This window comes from uncultured Roseivirga sp., assembly GCF_963973945.1.
Taxonomy (GTDB): domain Bacteria; phylum Bacteroidota; class Bacteroidia; order Cytophagales; family Cyclobacteriaceae; genus Roseivirga.
Genome location: NZ_CAXBBV010000003.1, coordinates 302,638 through 321,610 on the forward strand (window position 1 = coordinate 302,638; position 18,973 = coordinate 321,610).

The window sequence follows — 18,973 nt, forward strand, 5'->3', positions numbered from 1 at the left end:
TTTTGATGCTTATTAATGGCGGTGTTTTTTGGGATGACTGGATTCTTTATGATATGCCTAAATCAACTGTGCTACAGGTTTTTACTGATGTAGGGGCACCATATATAGGTGTATTACACAACTTCCTTAACAGTTTTGATAATCCTGTCTTTATGTATAGGGTTATAACGCTGTCTTTGCAAATTGCATCAGTGCTAATTTTGAACAGAATTCTTGTTTATATCCGGGTCACTGACAAATATGATAGGTTCTATGTTTTAATGCTTTTTGCCTTAGTTCCATTCTATGCATCTAAGGTTACGTTAATAATGCTTCCAGCTACTTTGAGTTATGCTATTTTTATATTCGCCTTCTACCTATTGATGCGCTATTTGAGCCAAAAGCTTTTATACCTTAGGCTTTTATCATTGATGCTCTTTTTTGTTTCTTTTTCATTGAACTCATTACTGGTTTTTTATGCTGTTCCAATTTATTTTTTGGTGAGTGACCGTAGTCCTAAAAAACTATTTGACTTTAAGATTTCTTATTACATTGATTTCCTAAGGACGCATAAATATTTAAAAATATTAGATTTTTTATTGCTCCCTTTTATTTTTTGGGTAGTTAAGAAATTGGCTTTTCCATTAGGAGGAGCCTATCTCAATAAGAGTTACAATGAACTGAGTATAAAAGCTCTATTGAAGTTCCCACTACGTTTTTTAGAGACGGTAAAGAACTCTTTCTTGGGAGTTTTTTCTGAGTTCTACAGCTACATAGCAATAGACTTATTTTATGGTTTGTTATTTATAGGGGTATTAATGGTTGGGGTTATCTCAAGTAAATTCATTTTTTCTAATAGAGCCGCTAGAGTTGAAAGTAGGGTTGAATCATCCAAGAAATTTCTTGTGGTAGGTTTTATTGTTTTTTTATTAGGGAGTCTCCCCTATATTTTAGTTAAGAAAATTCCTTCTTTCGAAGGTTATGAAACCAGACATCAAGTTTTGTTGTCCTTGGGGTTCTCTCTTTTAATGTTTGGGTTTTTGCTTTTAATTAAAAATAATGTGGTTCGGAGGCTATTTTTTTATGTAACAATTTCAGTTTTTGTTACTTGTACTCTCGCCTTTCAATTACAATACTTAAAGGGATGGTTAAAACAAGAAGCCATACATGGCATTTTTGCAAAGGAATTGACCGAAGATACAGCCAGCTTGATTATTGTTCATGACAGCACAAAAGTGTATAACGCAACCTCTAGAGATATTGCATTTTATAACTATAACGGAATAGCAAAGAAGGCTACTGGATTACAGCAATTTTTTATCATAGAGCAAGAGGAATATGATTCATATTTAATTGGAGAGACAACTTATGAAGGCCGTATGGAAGCTTTTAACATGCAAGATTATGAGATCGGCCACAAAGCTGCGTCTATAACCTTCAGTTTTGGGGATACAGCATTAGATGTATTGACAACATTGAGACTATCTCTTCTTTATCATACGGATTTGCCTTTATTTGAACAACAAGTAGAATCGATTTTAAGTTATGAGATTAATGAGTGATTACTTCCTAGAATAAATGGGATTGAAAACTAATTTGATGAATTATTTATTGGGCTTGACAAAAAGCTTTAGATTTTTTTATGCCTTTCTTAAGTATCGAATATTTATAATCTTAGGAGCAAGTGTTTTTGTAGGGATCCTAGATGGCTTTGGACTCGCAATGATTGTCCCGTTGTTAGAAGTTGTAGATAAAGGTGGTGAAGTGGAAGGTGATGAGCTTGGGAGCTTATCTTTTGTTTTGGATTTTTTGCGAGCCTTGAATTTGCCAATGGAAGTATCTACCATTGTTGTTGTGCTACTTCTATTTTTCATATTAAAGGGGGTGTTTAAATATCTTGAAGGGTTTTTTAGGGTTACTTATCAACAAAAATTCATGCGCATGATCAGGGATCAGAATGCAGATATGTTCTGTTATTATAAATATTCTGATTTTGTGTTATCTGATGCAGGAAGAATTCAAAATACGTTTAGTGCCGAAGTGCTAAGGGTTAATCAGGCTTTTCAAACTTATTTTTTATCTGCTCAAGCGCTAATCATGATATCTGTTTATCTAGGGCTAGCATTTGGTGTTAACCCGCTTTTTGCATTATTGGTTAGTATAGGAGGGCTTGCAACTAATGTCTTGTTCAAGAGGATTTATAAACAAACCAAGGTACTTTCTCGCCAACTATCTAATGAGGCTAACTCTTTTCATGGTATTTTGATGCAAATGGTGAATAATTTCAAGTATTTAAAATCAACGAGCTCAATTGTACCGTACACTGGTAAGCTAAAGCAACAAATCAAAGAAATTGAGAGAGTTCAAAAAAGGTTAGGTATATTAGATTCCATTCTCCAAGCGGCTCGTGAACCTTTGATAATTTTAGTCGTTGCTGGTGTAATATTTATTCAAGTTAACCTTTATGGTGACTCTTTAGGGTCAATAATTTTGAGCTTACTCTTTTTGTATAGGGCATTGAGTTTTGTGATGGCCATGCAAAAACAATGGAATGGATTTTTAGGTCATTCAGGTGCCTTAGATCAAATGGTTGAGTTTCGAGATGAGTTGCGTAATTCACAAGAGAGTTTCGGAGAAGTGGTTGTAGATAAATTTAGCAGAGATATAGAGTTGAGGAATGTCTCATTTTCTTATGATGACTTAACGGTTTTGAAAGGAGTTGATCTTACAATTGAAAAGAACGAATCCATTGCTGTTGTTGGTGAAAGTGGATCTGGTAAAACTACTCTAATTAATATACTATGCGGATTAATTAGACCAAGCTTTGGAACAATTAGTCTTGATGGAAATAATTACGAGGGTTTATATTTACCAAGCCTTCAAAAGCGAATAGGGTATATAACTCAAGAACCAGTTATATTCAGTGATACTATATTCAATAATGTAACATTCTGGTCCAAAAAAACACCTGAGATATTATTTCGCTTTCAAGAAGCACTTAAAAAGGCATCTATTTATGACTTTGTGAAGAGTTTGAAAAATACGGAAGAAACTATTTTAGGAACTTCTGGAATTAATTTAAGTGGGGGGCAGAAACAACGGCTTTCTATTGCTAGAGAGTTGTTCAAAAATGTTGATATTTTAATTTTGGATGAGGCAACTTCAGCACTTGATACAGAGACTGAAAAGGAGATTCAAGCGAGTATTGATGTTTTAAGAGGGGAATACACGTTGATTGTTGTTGCCCACAGACTATCTACGATTAGAAATGTTGATAGGGTTTTATTATTAAGTGAAGGAGAAATTAAAGAGCAAGGAACGTTTGATGAGCTTTATATTGACTCTGAGCGCTTTAAGAGGATGGTCTCCTCTCAAAATTACTAAATCATGGTAAAGTTATTAATAAGCGGATGTTTCTAATTGCGGAGATAGGTCAGGCCCATGACGGAAGTTTGGGACAAGCTCATTCATATGTGGAGGCTTTGAGAGGCACTGGAGTGGATGCTATAAAGTTTCAAACTCATATTGCTGAGGCTGAGAGTTCAATACATGAGCCTTTCAGAGTAAAATTTTCAAAGCAGGATGCTACGAGGATGGACTACTGGAAAAGGATGGAATTCACAGAATTACAATGGATTGATTTGAAAAAGCACTGTGATGATGCGGGGCTTGAGTTCATGTCATCACCTTTTAGTTGTGCTGCAGTGGATTTGCTCGAAAGGGTGGGGGTGAAGCGTTATAAAATTGGTTCAGGAGAGGTTAATAATTTCTTGCTTTTGAAGAAAATTGCGCAAACAGGTAAACCTATTATATTATCGTCAGGAATGAGCTCTTTGGACGAACTAGATTGTACCTTCGACTTTCTTTTAAAGTATAATAACCACGTTTCACTTCTACAGTGCACCACGGCCTACCCAACAAAACCTAAGCAATGGGGATTAGACCAAATTCCAGTTTTAAAGGATCGATATAAAATCCCAGTAGGATATTCAGATCATTCGGGAGACATCTTTGCTGCCATGGCGGCAGCTGCTTTGGGTGCTGAAATCTTGGAGTTTCATGTGGTATTTCATAGGCTTTGCTTTGGGCCAGATTCCAATGCAAGCATTTTGATAGATGATATTCCAAGAATGGTTAATGGTGTCCGTCAAATATTTGAGAGCCTAAATCATAAGTCAGATAAGGCAAATGTTGAAGAGTTTTCAGAATTAAAAAGAATTTTCGAGAAATCATTGGCAGTAAATAAAGATTTACCGGAGGGCCATGTACTTACATTTGATGATTTGGAGTCTAAAAAACCATCAGGCATGGGGATTCCCGCGAGTCGGTATTATGAAGTTTTAGGAAAAAAAATTTCAATAGCCTTAAGTCAATGGTCATTTCTAAATGAAGATAATTTATTATGAGTAAAAGAAAGATTTGTGTTGTAGTTACTGCTAGACCTTCATACAGTAGGGTTAAAACAGCCCTTACTGCAATTCAGAATCATCCTAATCTTGAGTTACAACTTGTTGTGGCTGGGTCAGCACTTTTAAGTAGATATGGTAGTGTTATAGATTATATTACGGATGATGGCTTTGAGATAACAGAGAAGGTATATGTAGTATTAGAAGGAGAGAATCCTACAGCTATGGCCAAAACTACAGGTCTTGCAGTAATGGAGTTGTCTACTGTTTTTAATAACCTTTCGCCTGATGTTGTTGTTGTAATTGCTGATAGATTTGAAACATTGGCGGTGAGTATTGCTGCGGCATATCAAAACATTCCGGTTGCACATATACAAGGTGGTGAGGTTACTGGTAATATTGATGAAAAGGTAAGACATGCGAACACGAAACTTGCGGATATTCATTTAGTGGCATCAGAAGATGCTAGAGAAAGAGTGTTGAAGATGGGAGAGGATGTGGAATACGTGTTCAATTCGGGATGTCCTTCAATGGATATAGCAGCGGAGATAAAGAAAGTGGAATGCTTGAATTTTGATCCGATTAAAGTGTACGGTGGAGTTGGATCGGAGATAGATTTTAAGAAGGATTATATAGTTGTAATGCAACATCCCGTTACTACGGAGTACACTCAGGCTAAGGAGCATGTTTGGAAAACATTGAACGCAATCACCGAGTTGGGTATTCAAACGTGCTGGTTCTGGCCAAACGTAGATGCTGGTTCGGATGGAACATCCAACAGTATTAGGACTTTCAGGGAAACTAGGAACCCTCAGAATATTCGATTTTTTAAAAATATAGAACCGAGACATTTTCTTATGTTACTCATGCAGTCAAAATGTCTTGTAGGAAATTCAAGTGTTGGTGTTAGAGAATGCGCTTTCCTTGGGGTACCAGTAGTTAATATTGGCACACGCCAGCATAATAGGCTGCGTGGCGCAAATGTCCTTGATGTAATCTATGATAAGGATGAGATTAAGAAGGCTATTCAAAATCAAGTTACTCATGGTAAATATGATCCAGAGTATATTTATGGAAAAGGTGATGCCGGTATTAGGATTGCAAATATTCTTTCAGAAGTAAAACTCCGATCTCATAAAACAATCAATTATTGATTCACAATTTTGTATAGCTATTTGAATTGTAATTCTCAATGAGGATACTCGGACTGATTCCTGCGCGTGGGGGCTCTAAGGGAGTTCCTAAAAAGAACATTAAATACCTGGGAGGTAAGCCTCTCATAGCATATTCTTTAGAGAGTGCTGCAAAGTCTAATTTAATTTCTAGCACTATTGTGTCTACCGATACAGATGAGATAGCCGAGGAGGCAAGAAAGTGGGGAGGACAGGTTCCTTTTCTTAGGCCAGGACATCTTTCCACTGATAAAAGCCCTACAGTTGATACAGTATTATATTGCTTGGGGGAATTGGAAAAAAATGGATTGCAGTTTGATGCCGTTTGTTTAATCCAGCCAACTACTCCGTTCCGTCCTGAAGGTTTTATAGATGAATGTATTAATAAGTTCATTTCATCAGAGAGCGATTCTTTAATATCCGTATTGGAAGTTCCCAAAGAATACAATCCTCATTGGGTTTTTGAACCAAACGTAAATGGTTACTTACAAATAGCGACAGGTGAAAGTGAGATAATTTCAAGAAGACAAAGTTTGCCAAAGGCTTTTATTCGAGATGGATCTGTTTACATCACAAAAACAGAAGTACTACTGCAGAATAAATCTTTATATGGAAATATTATTGCTTACCAGGAGTCAGACCCTCAATATCATGTTAATATTGACACTATGGACGATTGGATAAAGGCAGAAAGTATGTTGTAATGTGTGGAATAGCAGGATTTATATCAGAAGGTAAATACAATTTAAGAGACCTTAAAAGAATGCTCTGTATTCAGTCCCATCGTGGACCAGATTATACAGGCGTTTGGAACAGTGGCGAAATATTTTTAGGGCATAATAGACTTTCCATTATAGATATTACAACCGCAGGTAATCAACCCATGGTTTTTGAAAATGGGAGATATGTTCTGGCGTTTAATGGTGAAATATATAATTATAAAGAGCTTAGGGCTCAGATTTCAAAACGTTATCGATTTAAATCAAATTCTGACACGGAGGTATTGTTATATATGCTCATAGAGTATGGGGTTGATGCACTGTCAATGCTTGATGGTATGTTTTCGATTGCTTTTTGGGATAATGAGAAAGAAGAGCTTTTAATGGTAAGAGATCGTTTTGGTGTTAAGCCACTCTATTATCATTTGTCTGATGATGGTTTGATACTAGCCAGTGAAATAAAGGCTATTCATGAAGTAATCAATTGTAGGCTTCCTGAACTTTCTACTTGGGCATCATACTACACTAAAGGATTGTATGGTACAGAAAATGATACTTTCTGGAAAGGTATAAAGACGATTAAAGCAGGGCACTATTTATTGTATTCAAAAGGTAAGTGTGTTGAAAAAGAATGGTATTCTTTTCATGAAAGAACAATGGAATTGATGAATAGTAATCAGTTTATCAATAGATCAGATCAAGAGCATATTGATTTTTATGGTGAATTACTAGAGCGTTCCATTAATCGAAGATTCAGAGCAGACGTACCGGTTGGCTTTAATCTTAGTGGTGGTCTAGACTCCTCTGTTTTGTTAGGAAGCATTCATAGACTTTTTAAAGCGTCTAACGATATTAGGGCTTTTACATTTTTTTGTAATGATGATCGTTTCGATGAGCTGAAGTGGGTTAGAGAAATGAACCAAAACACGAACAAACCACTTTATGAGGTTATGCTTTTGGCAAAAGACGTGCCTCAACTTGTAGATAAAGTAAGCTATTATCAAGATGAACCGTATGGTGGTATACCTACATTGGCTTATTATTTAGTGTTTAAACAAGCCAGAGAGCGTGGAACTAAAGTGCTTCTAGATGGGCAAGGTATGGACGAACAATGGGCCGGCTATGACTACTTTCACAATAGTCTAGGACATGTGATTCAAGGAAGTAAATCAGACCCACTAAAAAGTGCGCTGCTTTCACAAGAATTCAAAGTAAATTCCTCTGTACCAGATTACCCTAAACCATTTGATTCAGACCTACTGAATTTACAATATCGTGACCTGTTTTTCACCAAATTACCAAGAGCACTGAAATTTAATGATCGAATCTCCATGGCTAACTCAACAGAACTTAGAGAACCTTTTTTAAACTTCGAAATGGTGGAGTATGCATTTTCATTGCCGGTTCATCTAAAGGTTCGTGATGGGCATGCAAAATGGGGGTTGAGGCAGATAGGGTTAAAATTGTTTGAAAATTCAATAGCATTAGCTCCAAAGCGTGCGGTACAGACGCCCCAAGTTGAATGGCTCAAAGGAGACCTTAAGGATTTTGTCATGGCATCTATAGAAGGACTGCTACGAAAAAAACCTGAGTGGTTTGATAAGCCTAATGTAGATGTCGAAGTTGATGCTTTTATGAAAGGTAAATATGATAATAGTTTTTTTATTTGGCAGCTAATTAACACTAATACGCTCTTTTAAAGTTTAATAGAAGTTACATTATCATGGGTAATTTAAAGGTTAGCATTAAAAATGAGTTTAAATATTTAATGAATAGGGCTGATAATCTTAGTTTAAGAAGGAGGCGGTACTTTGGTAAGTATTCTTTTAAACAACCATTTGATAAGCTATTTATTTTAGGAAGTGGTTTGACGATAAATGAATTAACGGAAAGTCAATTCAATCATATTAATCAGTATAGTTCTGTTGCGGTTAATTTTTTCATGGTTCATCCATTTAGGCCAAACTTTTATTTCATTGAGATTTCGCGAAACCATGAGGATAGAGAAATGTATTTTCACAACCTTTCATTGCGTAGTGATTTTGATCAAATAGATAAATTTTATTGCTTTCGCAAGGAGGATGACGGTTTAGATGAAAGACTTACTGATCTTTTTGATCCAGCTAGACTTTATTCTTATAGCCTTTTAAAGATGGGGAACTATGGTCGTAGGTTTAACTATCAGAAACTCTTATCAAAGTATTACCACACTAAATTCAATAATCGCTTTTTCACACCACAAGATTACTTCGATAGAGTTCTTAATAATGTTTCTTCAATAGAAAGGCTCTGTCAGTTTGGCTTGCAGGGAGGAGCAAAGGAAATTATTTTTTGTGGTGTCGATCTTAATAAGACAGATTGTTTTTATGATTCAGCAGATTTTATACCTTATCTTGATTTTAAGATACCCTATAGGCGATACAAGGATAAGAAAGTTCATACCACAAATGATAAATCTGAAGTCAACTTTACAGTGGAAGAGTTTTTGATAAGCCTCACAGAGTTGGTTGATACCAAGTTTTATGTTAGTTCTGCTAACTCGAAATTATCTAATTTTATGCCTGTTTATGATTTTGGAGAAAATGAACAATAATTATACGGGTGCACCCAAGGTACTGTTAACAATAATGAGCTACAACAGGGGAGCATTCTTAAAAAACCTCATTGACTCCATCTTAGCTAATTTTGAAATCACCTATGATCTATTGATTTATGACGACAATAGTGATGATTGCCTAACGCTGGGTGTACTCCATGAGTACAACAGATATGTAGCGAAAATTGAACTTAGCGGGAACAATGCTAAGCATAAGGGGCTTTATTCTAACATGCGCAGCGCTTACAATTTGGCCGCTAGCAAGGATTATGACTTACTCTTTATATTTCAAGATGATACACAGGTAATACGAAAGTTTGATAACCAAGAACTGAGTTCTATCCATGATTTCTTCAATTATCATGACAGTACCTATCAAATCGCTTGTACTTTTTTTAAAAAGAATCATCAAAAACCGTATGCAAATCTTCTAGACTATGATAAGGATTTTGACATGTTTACCCCCAAAGCATCGAATGAAAATTATATGCTTGGTATAGCCGACATGGGTATTTATGCTATGAACAAGCTAAAGAATAAAGGCTGGAAGTTTGAGGACTCAGAAGGAGTTAACCTTAAAAAGGGGATTGAACAAAATATGCATCGTGCTATTATGAGGTTTCCTTTTTTAGCTTTTTTGCCATGGCCTTCTGTTTATAGGTATAGCGGCTCTATAATTAAACGCGCTTATCTTAAATTTTCCGATTGGTATTTTAATGCAGGATTTCATCCGCTTAATGTAATCAATGAACAGCAACAAAAGGTAATTTCAGAGAGGCGTGGTTTCGAAATTATCTTTGAAGATGATATTCTTCAGTTGCGTGGTGGTTATAAGTTGACAGAGCCTTGGAATTTTTATGCTTCTGTCTTTGAATGGAAAAGACGAGCCAAGACAGTCCTAGGGTTGAAAAAATACAGAAGTGCTTAAGCATTTAAATGCTACCTAAATAACGACCCATTTTCATTGAAAATCGTTTACCTATCTGATTCTGCACTGCCCTCCAAAAGAGCCAATAGTGTTCATGTAATGCACATGTGTAATGCATTTAAAGCATTAGGTCATGAAACGGTACTTTTTGGATTAAGCGGTGAAAAAGCGAGCGCTGAAAAGATAATGCAGTGGTATGGAGTAAATGGCTTCCATATTAAGCTTACTTCACTAAGAATCCCAAAACTCACACTTTGGTGGCATGCTTGGAATATGCTGCGTGGCGTCAAAAAGTTAAAAACTGATGTGATTTTTGGGAGGTCGCTCTATGGTTGCTATGTATTAGCAAAAAATGGTTATAAAGTTTGCTTAGAAACGCATGACCCAATAAATGCGCTGACCAAAAAGCAACGAGAGATTTTCATAAAGCTTTTGAAATCACCAAATTTGATTGGGATTGTGGTGATATCTGAAGCATTAAAGAATATTATTCTGAGTCAAACCGAATTGATTAGTGAGGATCGGGTTTTTGTAGCACATGATGGTGCTACCATTCAGAGTTTCACCGACAGTGATATAGCTTCCTATCCTTGGCCAAACTCAAAAAATGAGCGACTTCAAATAGGGTACGTTGGCACAATCTCTCAAGGGAGAGGTATAGAACTGATTGTTGAGCTAGCGAAGAAGTTAGGCCAATTGGATTTTCATATTATTGGTGGAAGAAAAGAAGACCTAGTTAAAATAGGTTTAGTAGATACAGGCTCACTAGAAAATTTATTCTTTCATGGTTTTGTCTCCCCGAAAGAAGCTGCTTTGGCGCGAAAACGCTGTGATGTTCTCTTGGCGCCCTATCAAGAAAATGTAACATTAAAGAGTGGGAAGAATACAGCTAAGTATATGTCACCATTGAAGGTTTTTGAATATATGGAGGCGGGTAAAGCTATTATTGCTTCTGATTTGCCGGTGCTAAGGGAAGTGCTGACTGACGGAGAAAACTGCATTCTTATTGCCCCAACATCTATATCTGACTGGGTTAAGGAGATTGTATCCCTTTCTGAAAACAATACTTTACGCCAAGCACTAGGGGGTAAAGCATCTCAAAGTTTACATATGAATTACACCTGGGAAAAGAGATCGGAACGTATCTTAGCTTTTATAAATGAGCAATTAGGAAAACAATGAACGTAGCCATTATCACTGCCCGAGCAGGCAGTAAATCCATTATCAATAAGAATATTCTAGAGGTCAAGGGCAAGCCATTGATCTATTATCCGATTAAGGCCTCACTCGATGCCTTAAAAATCGACAAGGTTTTTGTCTCTACCGATGGAGAGGGAATAGCCGCAGCATCCGAAAAATATGGTGCTACTGTTATTCCTCGTCCCGATGAATTGGGCGGAGATACCATTAACCATGGAGATGTAATTAAACATGCAGTGGAATGGGTAGACGAGCGCTATGAAAACCTTGAAAACGTAGTGCTTCTTCTCGGAAACACAGTCTATATAGATGGAAGCATCATTGACAAATGTCTCCAAAAGTTGGATGATGAAAAGGAGTTGGATTCTTGTATGACCGTATGGGAAGCACAAGATGATCACCCACTTCGGGCAATGGAAATTACCGAAAATGGGTTGTTAAGACCTTATGGGGGAGTAGAGCGCAATGTGTCTACCGAAAGACAATCCTATCAAAAAGCCTATTATTACGACCAAGGCGTGTGGGCTTTTAGAAAATATACAGTTCAGAGCCATGACGGGCCAAATCCTTGGTGGTGGATGGGTAAGAACTCTGCCCCAATTATCCGTACTTGGGTTACCGGACGCGATATCCATACTTATTTCGACGTGGGTATCAGCGAATGGTGGTTAGAAGGGTTAGATAAAATCAAAGAAGCACTAAAAAAATCTTCTGAAAATGGCTTATAAAATACTCACCACCACCTCTTCATATGGAAAAGTAGACCCTGCCCCTTTGGCATTATTGGAAGCAGAAGAGTTTGATGTTACTGTAAACCCATATGGTAGGAAACTATCCGTAGAAGAATCAAAGGAAATTTTGAAGGGCTATGATGGTTTAATCGCAGGTACTGAAGCCCTCAATGATGAAGTGCTTAGTGCTGCTGCTGGCTTGAAATACCTTTGTCGCTTAGGAGCGGGCATGGATAACGTGGATTTTGATGCCGCTAAAAAGCTTGATATCACTGTTGAAAACACGCCAAGTGCCCATGTGGATGGAGTAGCAGAGCTTACCCTGGGAGGTATTTTATCTTGCTTGAGAAACATTGCCAACGCTCACACGAATATCACCAATGGGATTTGGGAAAAACCAATGGGAAGTCTTCTGAAAGGAAAAACAGTGGGAATTATTGGCTTAGGAAGAGTAGGCTGTAGGCTTGTAGAGTTACTTAGCCCTTTCAAAGTAAAAGTATCGGCTTTCGATTTATACCAGAATACTGAGTTTGCTGAAAAGCATAATGTGTCTTTTGTTGAAATGGATGAATTAATCAGCACATCAGATATTATCGCTATTCATACGCCATATTCGCCAGAGGCCAAACATATGGTCAATACTGAATTTTTGACTAAGGCAAAAGCCAACCTTTGCTTGGTCAATGCATCGCGTGGTGGTTTAGTGGACGAAGATGCATTACTCGACTTTTTGAAGTCAAATTCCACAGCTTCTGCTTATATTGATACTTTCGAAAAAGAGCCTTACACAGGCCCCTTAAGTAAAATGAAAAACTGCACCCTTACCCCTCATATCGGTTCTTACGCTAGCGAAGTAAGAATTAATATGGAAATGGAAGCAGCACAAAACGTGATTAATTACTTCAAAAAGAAATGAGCAAAGTTTTAGTAACAGGGGGGGCTGGATTTTTAGGTAGCCATATAGCCGATGCGCTTTCTGATCTCGGGCACGAGGTTACTATTTTAGACCAGGTAGAGTCACCTTATTTACGTAAAGACCAAAGTTTCATCAAAGGAGATGTTTGCGATGCCGAAAAACTCATCGATCAACTTTCTGGATTTGAGTATGTGTATCATTTAGCCGCTCTGGCCGATTTGAATGCTGCCAAAGCACGACCCATTGAAACAGTTGCCATTAATATTCAAGGTACGGCTAATATGCTTGAGGCTTGTAGGGTGAATAATGTGAAGCGCTTTGTTTTTGGCTCTACCGTGTATGTTTACAGTCGCGAAGGTAGCTTTTACAGATGCAGCAAACAGGCCTGCGAAAACTATGTTGAAGAGTATTACAATCAGTTTGGCTTAGAATATACGATCCTCCGCTATGGTAGTTTGTACGGGCCAAGAACCGATATGGCCAATGGAGTTTATCGTCTGCTGAAAAATTTCATGGATAAAGATGAGATGGAGCACAGTGGTAAATCAAGCGACAAGCGAGATTACATTCATGCTTATGATGCAGCAAGGTTAAGTGCTTCTATTCTAGATGCCCAGTATGCCAATAAAAACCTGGTATTAACAGGTAATGACAAGTTAGAGATTGCCGATCTCTACAAAATGTTTGGTGAAATATTGGGAAAAGAAGTGAAAGTGAGGTTTTTAGGCGATGAAGGCACTACTAACGGGCATTATAATATCACACCCTATGCTTATACGCCTAAAATAGGTCATAAGCTGGTTTCTAACGAGTTTGTAGATATGGGGCAAGGGCTTATTCAAGTTATTGAAGAGATTGATTCGACATCGTCAAATCAGAAGTCTTCCTGAGCTTGTCTCAGGAACTGACTATTCAGGGTAGCTTGGAAAATAATGAGATCCTTCGTTCCTCAGGATGAAAAAAGAGTGTGTATGCAAAGATCTTTATCTAAGATTTCACTTTGAACTGTTAACATGCACTACGTTGAATGTCAGTTGATAATGGTTTAGTAGTAAACAGTATGTTTTCTTTTCCTGAGCCTGCCTGCCGCAAGCAGGGCACGAAGGATCTGAATTTTAATTTACGTTTCGCTATTTTAGATCCTTCGCTATCACTCAGGATGAAAAAAGAGCGTGCATACAAAGATCTTTATCTAAGATTTAACTTTGAACAGTTAACACAGACTTCGTTGAATGTCCAATCGATGATGGTTTAGCAGGAAACAGCATGTTTTCCTTTCCTGAGGTATGAAGGATCTGAATTTTAATTTACGTTTCGCTATTTTAGATTCTTCGCTATCACGCAGAGTGAAAAAAGAGTGTGCATACAAAGATATTTATCTAACGTTTCACTTTGAACTGTTAACACGCACTTCGTTGAATGTCTAGTAAATAGTGGTTTGGCAGTAAACAGCATATTTTCTTTTCCTGAAGTACGAAGGATCTGAATTCTACTATACGCTTTATTCTCTTTTAGTTACTTCGTTGCCAATCAGGGTGAACTGGAGGTCAATAAGAATAAGAAACAAAACCCAAAATGATTCAAAAACCAATTTCATATAAAGACTTAGCCAAGTATAAATGCATGTTCTTCGATTTTGACGGAGTTGTGTTAGAGGCAGGGAATATAAAGACCGATGCTTTTGTCGAGCTTTATGCAGGCACAGGGTTTGAAAAACAAGTGAAAGCACATCATTTGGCCCATCAGGGAGTGGCCAGGTATGAAAAATTCAAATGGATTTCTGAAAACCTTTTAAATCAAGAGCATACCCAAGAAATGGGAGAGGGGCTGGGTAAACGTTTCTCTGAATTAGTAAAAGCTAAAGTATTGTCAGCACCCTTTGTTCCCGGGTTTAGAGAAATGATCACCTTTATTAGGCAACAAAATATCTATTGTGTGGTGGCCTCTGGCACCCCGCAAGAAGAGTTAAGAGGCATTGTGATCGATCGCAAACTAAGCCCGTTCTTTGACGAGGTATATGGAAGCCCAAGAAAGAAAGCTGAAATAGCTAAAGAGGTGATGCAAAGAAAACAGTTGAATGCTGAAGATTGCCTCTTTTTTGGTGATGCCAGCACCGATCATCAAGCCGCAGCACAAACCCATATGGATTTTTTTGCTCGATTAACTCCAGAACTTTCTGATTATTGGGAGAAAGTTACCTACAAGTATGGCGCTAATGATTTCTCTAAAATTCAATAATTACGCATGTCAAAACGATTGAAGATACTTTTTGTGCGTCCCACTTTGGGCTATGGCGGAGCCGATAGAGTAACGATAAACCTGCTTCAAGCCTTTGATAGAGAAAAGTTTCAATGTGATTTAGCTCTAATGCGGGCAGAAGGAGAGTTCATAGATCAGCTTCCAAGTGATGTGCGGCTTTTCGACCTTAAATCTAGCTCACTTTGGCCCATGTGGAAGCCACTGAAAAAGTTGATTTCAGAAAGTGATTATGATGTAGTTTACTCTACTTGTGGAGGCGCTTCTATGCCAATGATGTTAGCTGCTTGGCTCAGTGGATACAAAGGAATCACTGTGGTTTCGGAAAGAAATATTCTTTTTCCTCCTAAAAAAGGCAAGGCTAAAAGAAAGTTGATGATTTTTATTAAGACCCTTCTCTATAAAAAGGCTAATTGGGTAACTGCGGTTTCGAAGGGTGTGGCTATTGAATGTAAGGATATTCTTGGCGTACCATCATCACGTATTCGAGTCGTACATAATCCAATTGTGAATACGACATTGTTAGATGGTGCTAGAGAAAAAGTTGAACATCCATTCTTTAATCAATTTGACCAAATCATATTAGCAGCAGGTCGTTTTGAGTGGCAGAAGGATTACGATACACTTCTGAAAGCATTTCAAAAGGTGACTCAAATAAATAACAATGTTGGCCTATTTATTTTGGGAAAGGGGCCGTTAGAAAGCCATTATAGGGCTATGGTTTCAGAAATGCAATTAGACAATAAGGTGTGTTTCGCAGGTTTCGATAAGAACCCTTTTAAATATATGGCTACTGCTGATATTTATGTGCTTAGCTCTCGTCATGAAGGAATGCCTGGAACGCTAGTGCAAGCGCTAGCATGCGGTGCCGCTTGCGTGTCAACAGATTGCCCAACCGGACCCAATGAGCTGATTACTGATGGTGAAAATGGGTATTTGGTTGATATGGAAGATGATACTGCCATGAGCGAAAGGATTCTCCACTTATTAGAAAACTATGATTTGAGATCCAAGTTTTCTATAGCTGCATCAAAGGCAGTACAATTATATACAGAAGAGAATGGAGTGCAATCGTATTTTGATTTTTTAGAAAAATGAAACTTGCCATACTTATCACCAATCCAAACCACCATTTGGAACTCACAATTGATGCTGCAAAACTGATTAAAGCAAAAGGGCATCAGGTAACCTATGTTTCGCTTTGTGAACTTAGACGAATGGCAAGCCCAGAAGATATCCTTAAAAGTGAAGGAATCGAATATGTCAAATTTGGTAGTCTGCCTCAAAATCTGAAGCCGAGTTCGGGTAAGAAAGCATTGGGTAATAGTGATTCGGTAGTTAGAACCGTGGTGAGGATGATTTTTTGGTTTTGGAAAGTTAAGCCTTTCATTAAAAAATCACTTTCTGATGTTGATAAGGTATTGCTACTGAATGATGCTGCTTTTCCAGGAGATAGAATTTGCAAATGGCTTAAGCGTAAATCAATTCCCTTTTATTTGATGCAGGAAGGGATTAGGTTTCCTTTACCCAATGAAGCTGAGGTGAAATATGGGGGGAACGGAGCTGTAAAAGTGATGGCTTGGGGCGAACGCTCCGCTAAACATTTTCGCCCCATTGCAACTCAAGGCACGGAGGTAGTGGTTACAGGGTCGCCAAGGTTTAATAAATTTCTAGCAGATATCGAACCGCGTTTAATAAGAGATGGTAATCAAAAAGTTTTGGGAATCTTTACCAATCCCATTGATGATCAAGGTTTTTGTAGCCCTCAAGCTAAGCTAGAGTTATTTGAGCAATTTGTGATGAGGGCTGCTCCGCAATTAAAGAACATGAATATTCAGTTAGGTATTAAATGTCACCCACGGGAAGATGTTCAAGAGTATCTAGCCGTTGCCAATAAGCATTTTCCTGCAATTGAATTACCAAAATCCATTGTAGAAGCCATTTTAGCGGTGGATGCGGGTGTCATAATGGCCTCTACTGTAGGATTAGAGCTTTTAGGAGCAAAAAGAAAAATTGCGCAATTAGAAATCCCTAACTACGGATATGTATTTGATTATCATGAAAGCACTGATGTTTTAACAATCCCGATAGAAGGAGATTTCGATTTGTCCGTTCTTTTCGGAGGACAAGCGGAAATTTCTTATTTTTATGAACACATTGCTATAGGAGATGCAGCCCAAAAGATCACTTCCGTTATAACAGAATAATGTTAGCCATTTTCAAACATACATTAGGTGCAAGAGGCTGGTTAAGGGCGTGGGCTATTTATTTAATTGCTTTTCCCTTTTACTTTTTTCCAGCAGGGAGTGCACAACCCTCTGATATCTTTATTGTTGTTTTAATAGGCTTTTATATTCTTGGAAGGAAGTTTCAATTGAAGGGAGCTCTAAAAGAACCTTTTACTAGATTCTTAAGGTTCTGTATTTATTTAACAGTTGTTAATTTTGGTGTCTTTATAGCTATGTTGGGGCAGAGGAGTAGTGGTCTTCCTTGGTATATAATATCTTCGTTCTATGTTTATAATCTTGTGGTTATGGGTTTTGCTTTATCCTTATATAGACAATATGGAAAGCAGTTTATTTATACTACAGCTTATGCTTGTGTTTTTGCTGGAATTCTCCAAATAGTCTTGTCGTATGCGCTTCAAACCAATGCTGAAGGTATTAGAGGTGCAATGTTTTTTACCAACCCTAATCAATTGGGTTACTATTCGCTATGTGGCCTAGCTATTATTTTAGTGTTAGAAACCATGATTAAAATACCACGATTGATTGTTTACATAAGCTTTTTCGTGTTTAGCTATTTGGCCTTAGTCAGTGTGTCTAAGGCAGCACTTGGTTCAATGATTATACTTTTTGGGGCTTACTTAATCGCTAATAAAATATTTTCATTCAGAAATATATTGGCTGTAATTGTAGTTGGGGGGCTTGGCTTTGTTGGAGTGACCCAATCAGAGTTTGGTAAAAGGTTTCAAGAGAATTTAGAAGTAAGAAATCAGAATGAAGAAACGAGACCTGATGAAATTACTGAATGGGAATATCGTGGCTATGATCGAATTACTAATCATCCAGAGTACTTGGTTTTTGGAGCAGGAGAGGGAGGCTATAATCGATTTGACACCTACATAACGAATCACGAAATGCATTCTTCTTTCGGTACTATTGCGTTTTCTTACGGTATTCCAGGTACTGCGTTGTTTATCATGTTTATATTTTCATTACTTAAAAAACTGCCTTGGTACTACTTAATTTATTCTTTACCCCTATTTGCTTATGGAGTTACTCATATGGGGCTGCGTTTTACTATTTTTTGGGTGGCGTTAATGATGTTTCCTATTATCAGAATGGAGCGAATGAAAGTTGATTTCTATAAACAAGTTTTAGCTAGACGGAAACATATAAAAGGTAGTGAAATTAAAACATCCAAATCACAAGTTGCAGTTTAGAGGTTATGAGCGATAAAACATCATATATTCTTATTGGAGCTTCTGGCCATGCCAAAGTAGTTTTGGATATTCTTGAGAAATCAGGAGAAAAAGTTCAGTGCTTGCTAGAGTTAAACCCATCAATAAAACAGCTTTTTAATCATCCTGTGTTCGAAGAAAAGGATTTTTTTATTAAACCCGATCATTTGGTCATTGTTGCAGTTGGAGATAACAAAAGGCGTCAGTTAATAGCTTCAAAGCATAAGGTTTCATTTGGATTGGCTATACATCCTGAAGCAACTATTGCGAGTTATGTGAAAATAGGCACTGGAAATATGATCATGGCAAAAGCGGTAATCAACCCTGATGTTACTATTGGTGATCACTGTATAATTAATACAGGTGGTGTTGTAGAGCATGACTGTGAACTTGGAGACTATTGCCATGTATCTCCTGGAGCAGTTGTTTGTGGAGGTGTCTCTGTTGGAGAAGGAACTCAAATTGGTGCTGGTGCAGTGATTTTGCCAGGGGTAAAAATTGGGAGTTGGGTAACGATTGGCGCAGGAGCTGTTGTCACGAAAAACGTTCCGTCTGATAGTGTATTGATTGGTAATCCGGGGAAGGTAATTAGATAGTTTATATCTTA

General features: G+C 37.5%; 17 protein-coding genes. All 17 read left to right on the plus strand.

Annotated elements, in window-relative coordinates; genetic code table 11:
• The first annotated feature begins 5 nt into the window (after positions 1-5).
• The 17 genes from AAC026_RS07700 to AAC026_RS07780 all read left to right on the plus strand — a co-directional run bounded on the left by AAC026_RS07700 (position 6) and on the right by AAC026_RS07780 (position 18,962).
• A complete protein-coding gene (locus AAC026_RS07700; protein ID WP_339696665.1) occupies positions 6-1,541 on the plus strand; it encodes a hypothetical protein in 1,536 nt (511 codons plus the stop codon).
• A gap of 37 nt (positions 1,542-1,578) precedes the next feature.
• Complete coding sequence (locus AAC026_RS07705) at positions 1,579-3,363, plus strand: ABC transporter ATP-binding protein (RefSeq protein ID WP_221404862.1); 1,785 nt, start codon at positions 1,579-1,581, stop codon at positions 3,361-3,363.
• Positions 3,364-3,389: 26 nt separating this feature from the next.
• Positions 3,390-4,385 carry an N-acetylneuraminate synthase family protein gene (locus tag AAC026_RS07710; RefSeq protein WP_339696670.1) on the plus strand — a complete coding sequence of 332 codons (996 nt, stop codon included), beginning with the start codon at positions 3,390-3,392 and terminating at the stop codon, positions 4,383-4,385.
• Positions 4,382-5,539: a UDP-N-acetylglucosamine 2-epimerase gene (neuC, locus tag AAC026_RS07715; protein WP_339696673.1), complete on the plus strand. Its 1,158-nt coding sequence runs from the start codon at positions 4,382-4,384 to the stop codon at positions 5,537-5,539. The genes AAC026_RS07710 and neuC overlap by 4 nt, the downstream gene beginning before the upstream one ends.
• Before the next feature lie 38 nt (positions 5,540-5,577).
• Entirely contained in the window at positions 5,578-6,261 is a 684-nt protein-coding gene (locus tag AAC026_RS07720; protein WP_339696676.1) for an acylneuraminate cytidylyltransferase family protein, read from the plus strand.
• Positions 6,234-7,976, plus strand: coding sequence for an asparagine synthase (glutamine-hydrolyzing) (gene asnB / locus AAC026_RS07725; protein WP_339696679.1), 1,743 nt, complete (start codon positions 6,234-6,236; stop codon positions 7,974-7,976). Before AAC026_RS07720 ends, asnB begins: the two co-directional genes overlap by 28 nt.
• Before the next feature lie 23 nt (positions 7,977-7,999).
• Positions 8,000-8,869: a hypothetical protein gene (locus AAC026_RS07730; RefSeq protein WP_053223223.1), complete on the plus strand. Its 870-nt coding sequence runs from the start codon at positions 8,000-8,002 to the stop codon at positions 8,867-8,869.
• Positions 8,870-8,903: 34 nt separating this feature from the next.
• On the plus strand, positions 8,904-9,800 hold the full coding sequence (locus AAC026_RS07735) for a hypothetical protein (protein ID WP_339696682.1): 897 nt from the start codon (positions 8,904-8,906) through the stop codon (positions 9,798-9,800).
• A gap of 36 nt (positions 9,801-9,836) precedes the next feature.
• Complete coding sequence (locus AAC026_RS07740; protein WP_339696685.1) at positions 9,837-10,982, plus strand: glycosyltransferase family 4 protein; 1,146 nt, start codon at positions 9,837-9,839, stop codon at positions 10,980-10,982.
• Positions 10,979-11,728, plus strand: a complete 750-nt coding sequence (locus AAC026_RS07745; protein ID WP_339696688.1) for an acylneuraminate cytidylyltransferase family protein — start codon at positions 10,979-10,981, stop codon at positions 11,726-11,728. The genes AAC026_RS07740 and AAC026_RS07745 overlap by 4 nt, the downstream gene beginning before the upstream one ends.
• Positions 11,718-12,647, plus strand: coding sequence for a phosphoglycerate dehydrogenase (locus AAC026_RS07750; protein WP_339696691.1), 930 nt, complete (start codon positions 11,718-11,720; stop codon positions 12,645-12,647). The genes AAC026_RS07745 and AAC026_RS07750 overlap by 11 nt, the downstream gene beginning before the upstream one ends.
• Positions 12,644-13,537 carry an NAD(P)-dependent oxidoreductase gene (locus AAC026_RS07755; RefSeq protein WP_339696693.1) on the plus strand — a complete coding sequence of 298 codons (894 nt, stop codon included), beginning with the start codon at positions 12,644-12,646 and terminating at the stop codon, positions 13,535-13,537. Before AAC026_RS07750 ends, AAC026_RS07755 begins: the two co-directional genes overlap by 4 nt.
• Positions 13,538-14,222: 685 nt before the next feature.
• Positions 14,223-14,885, plus strand: a complete 663-nt coding sequence (locus tag AAC026_RS07760; RefSeq protein ID WP_339696695.1) for an HAD hydrolase-like protein — start codon at positions 14,223-14,225, stop codon at positions 14,883-14,885.
• Positions 14,886-14,891: 6 nt separating this feature from the next.
• On the plus strand, positions 14,892-16,001 hold the full coding sequence (locus AAC026_RS07765; RefSeq protein ID WP_339696698.1) for a glycosyltransferase: 1,110 nt from the start codon (positions 14,892-14,894) through the stop codon (positions 15,999-16,001).
• A complete protein-coding gene (locus AAC026_RS07770; RefSeq protein WP_339696701.1) occupies positions 15,998-17,110 on the plus strand; it encodes a hypothetical protein in 1,113 nt (370 codons plus the stop codon). Before AAC026_RS07765 ends, AAC026_RS07770 begins: the two co-directional genes overlap by 4 nt.
• A 326-nt stretch (positions 17,111-17,436) precedes the next feature.
• Positions 17,437-18,348 carry a hypothetical protein gene (locus AAC026_RS07775; protein WP_339696704.1) on the plus strand — a complete coding sequence of 304 codons (912 nt, stop codon included), beginning with the start codon at positions 17,437-17,439 and terminating at the stop codon, positions 18,346-18,348.
• Positions 18,349-18,353: 5 nt separating this feature from the next.
• A complete protein-coding gene (locus tag AAC026_RS07780) occupies positions 18,354-18,962 on the plus strand; it encodes an acetyltransferase (protein WP_339696707.1) in 609 nt (202 codons plus the stop codon).
• Positions 18,963-18,973: the final 11 nt, after the last annotated feature.

Coding starts and splice junctions, on each gene's coding strand:
- AAC026_RS07705 (WP_221404862.1), top strand. CDS start 1,579: ATGAATTATTTATTGGGCTTGACAAAAAGCTTTAGATTTTTTTATGCC.
- AAC026_RS07720 (WP_339696676.1), top strand. CDS start 5,578: ATGAGGATACTCGGACTGATTCCTGCGCGTGGGGGCTCTAAGGGAGTT.
- AAC026_RS07755 (WP_339696693.1), top strand. CDS start 12,644: ATGAGCAAAGTTTTAGTAACAGGGGGGGCTGGATTTTTAGGTAGCCAT.
- AAC026_RS07765 (WP_339696698.1), top strand. CDS start 14,892: ATGTCAAAACGATTGAAGATACTTTTTGTGCGTCCCACTTTGGGCTAT.
- AAC026_RS07770 (WP_339696701.1), top strand. CDS start 15,998: ATGAAACTTGCCATACTTATCACCAATCCAAACCACCATTTGGAACTC.
- AAC026_RS07780 (WP_339696707.1), top strand. CDS start 18,354: ATGAGCGATAAAACATCATATATTCTTATTGGAGCTTCTGGCCATGCC.
- AAC026_RS07735 (WP_339696682.1), top strand. CDS start 8,904: ATGAGCTACAACAGGGGAGCATTCTTAAAAAACCTCATTGACTCCATC.
- AAC026_RS07710 (WP_339696670.1), top strand. CDS start 3,390: ATGTTTCTAATTGCGGAGATAGGTCAGGCCCATGACGGAAGTTTGGGA.
- AAC026_RS07750 (WP_339696691.1), top strand. CDS start 11,718: ATGGCTTATAAAATACTCACCACCACCTCTTCATATGGAAAAGTAGAC.
- neuC (WP_339696673.1), top strand. CDS start 4,382: ATGAGTAAAAGAAAGATTTGTGTTGTAGTTACTGCTAGACCTTCATAC.
- AAC026_RS07775 (WP_339696704.1), top strand. CDS start 17,437: ATGGGTTTTGCTTTATCCTTATATAGACAATATGGAAAGCAGTTTATT.
- AAC026_RS07730 (WP_053223223.1), top strand. CDS start 8,000: ATGGGTAATTTAAAGGTTAGCATTAAAAATGAGTTTAAATATTTAATG.
- AAC026_RS07760 (WP_339696695.1), top strand. CDS start 14,223: ATGATTCAAAAACCAATTTCATATAAAGACTTAGCCAAGTATAAATGC.
- AAC026_RS07745 (WP_339696688.1), top strand. CDS start 10,979: ATGAACGTAGCCATTATCACTGCCCGAGCAGGCAGTAAATCCATTATC.
- AAC026_RS07700 (WP_339696665.1), top strand. CDS start 6: ATGCTTATTAATGGCGGTGTTTTTTGGGATGACTGGATTCTTTATGAT.